General features: G+C 61.2%; 2 protein-coding genes. Both read right to left on the reverse strand.

Going from position 1 to position 2,328, the window contains the following annotated elements:
* On the reverse strand, positions 1 to 1,553 hold a 1,553-nt coding region (locus tag AAC126_RS22220; RefSeq protein WP_339857647.1), incomplete at its 3' end, for a thiamine pyrophosphate-binding protein.
* A 59-nt stretch (positions 1,554 to 1,612) separates the two neighbouring features.
* A partial coding sequence (locus tag AAC126_RS22225; RefSeq protein WP_339857650.1) for a GntR family transcriptional regulator occupies positions 1,613 to 2,328 on the reverse strand: 716 nt, incomplete at its 5' end.

Raw genomic sequence — 2,328 nt, forward strand, 5'->3', positions numbered from 1 at the left:
GCAAACTTGGAGAACGGCACATCGCCGAGCTTGTTGCCGACATTGCCGCGCTGATCGCCATATTTCGCGATCTGGCCGTAGCGGATCTGGTTCATGGAAGAGTTGTTACCGATGACGGCGATATAGGGCACGCCGAACCGGTTCGCGGTCTCCATGTCGAACGCAGTCATGCCGAAGGAGCCATCGCCGTAATAGCAGAGGATTTCCTTCTCCGGATTGGCGAGCCCCGCCGCGATGGCAAAGCCGGTGCCGACACCGAGCGATCCGAGCGCACCCGGATCCATCCAGTTACCCGGGCCTTTCGGCGCCACGGCCTGGGCGGAGATCGTCACCACGTCGCCGCCGTCGCCGATATAGACCGTCTTCTCTGTCAGGAACTCGTTCAGCTCCCACGCCACCCGGTAGGGATGGATCGGGGACTGGTCGGACAGGAACAGCGGCATCAGCTTTTCGGTTGCCGCCTCTTCGGCCGCGCGCAGTTCCTTCAGCCAGCCGTCACGGCCCTTGGAGCCATTATCGACCCGGCCCTTGATGGCCGCATGCACGGCGCTGAGGATCGCACCCGGATCACCGGCGATGCCGAGATCCACATCCCGGTTCTTGCCGACTGTGCTGTAAGACTGATCGATCTGCACCAGCGTCAGGTCTTCGCGGATACGCTTGCCATACCCCATGCGGAAATCGAACGGGGTGCCGACGATCAGCAGCAGGTCGGCCTTCTGGAAGGCAAGACGGCGGGTCCGGTTGTAATAATGGCTGTCCGTCTGCGGGAGCATGCCGCGCGCGCCGCCATTCATGTAGCAGGCGATGTTCAGGTCCTTGACCAGATCGATCGCCGCCTGATGGCCGCGGCTCATCCAGACCTGGGAGCCGACGAGAATGGCCGGACGCTCCGCCTTGACGATCAGATCCGCCAGACGCTCGATATCGGCCGGATCGCCAATCGACTTGACCGAGGCGCGGTACTTGCCCGGCTCCGGGATAACAGCACTCGACAGCGGGACTTCGCGGTCCAGCACGTCGCGCGGAATTTCAAGATAGGACGGGCCATAGGCTCCGGAGAAACATTCACGGGCCGCCATGGAGACCATGTCGCCCGCGCGCTCCGTCGAGCGGACGCCGGCGGAGAATTTGGTGATCGGCGCCATGATGTCGACATGGGGCAGATCCTGCAGCGAGCCCATCTTGTGCTGGGTCAGCGCACCCTGTCCGCCGATATGCAGCATCGGGCTTTCCGAACGGAACGCGGTGGCAACACCGGTCATCGCGTTGGTGCAGCCCGGGCCAGCCGTGGTGACAAGGCAGCCGAGCTTGCCGGTCTGACGGGCGTACCCGTCGGCGGCATGGGCCGCGACCTGCTCGTGCCGGAAATCGACAATGCGGATGCCTTCGTCGACGCAGCCGTCATAGATATCGATGATATGCCCGCCGCAGAGTGTGAAAATAGTGTCCACACCCTCGTTCTTCAGGGCTTTCGCGACCAGATGGCCACCGGATACGACTTCGCCGGAGCGGTCTTTTTCCTTCAGGGTATCGGTAGCGGTATCGCTCATATTAAAGGCTCCCTTTTTATTGGCGGTCGTTTAAACGCGCACCGCCGCTTGATCGTTGGTTATCCGAGATAGTTCACGTTGTTAGCGACATGCTTGGCGAGCGCGAGCGCATGATCCTCGACCAGACGCTCCGCCAACTCCCCGTCACGGGCCTCGATTGCCTCGACGATATGCATATGATCCTGCATCGATCGGGCAATCCGGTCCTGCTCCCCGATGGTCCGGACGCGGATGGCGCGGACATGCAGGAAGATCTTGTCGGTCATTTCCAGAATCAGCGGCGAATGGCCGAGCTTCAGGATCGCTTGATGGAATTCGATATTGCGGCTCGAATATTCGTCAATTTCCAGCCGGCCTTTTTCCGTCTCCTGGAAGATACGGCGCAACTGCTGGATTTCCGCATCGGTGGCAATCTCCGCAGCCTGCCGGGCTGCCATGCCTTCAAGGGCCGCCCAGACCTTGATCATCTCGATGATCTCGGCCTTGGTTTTGCGGACAATGAACACACCGCGCCGGGGCTGGATGTCGACCAGCCCTTCCTGCGCCAGCCGGGCCAACGCTTCACGCAGTGGCGTCCGGCTGATCCCGAGCTGCTCTGACAATTGCCGCTCATCAAGCCGCAGATTGGCATCCGGGTCATAGATGTTCATCGAGACAATGCCGTCTTTCAGGGCCGCGTAAGTCTTGTCCTTGAGACTCACCTCGGCCGCGATCGGCGTCACCATCAACGCTGAAGACTCGTTCATGCAGATTTCCCCGGTCGTTCGACCAATAG

It is taken from the genome of uncultured Nisaea sp. (genome assembly GCF_963974195.1).
Classification (GTDB): Bacteria; Pseudomonadota; Alphaproteobacteria; order Thalassobaculales; family Thalassobaculaceae; genus Nisaea.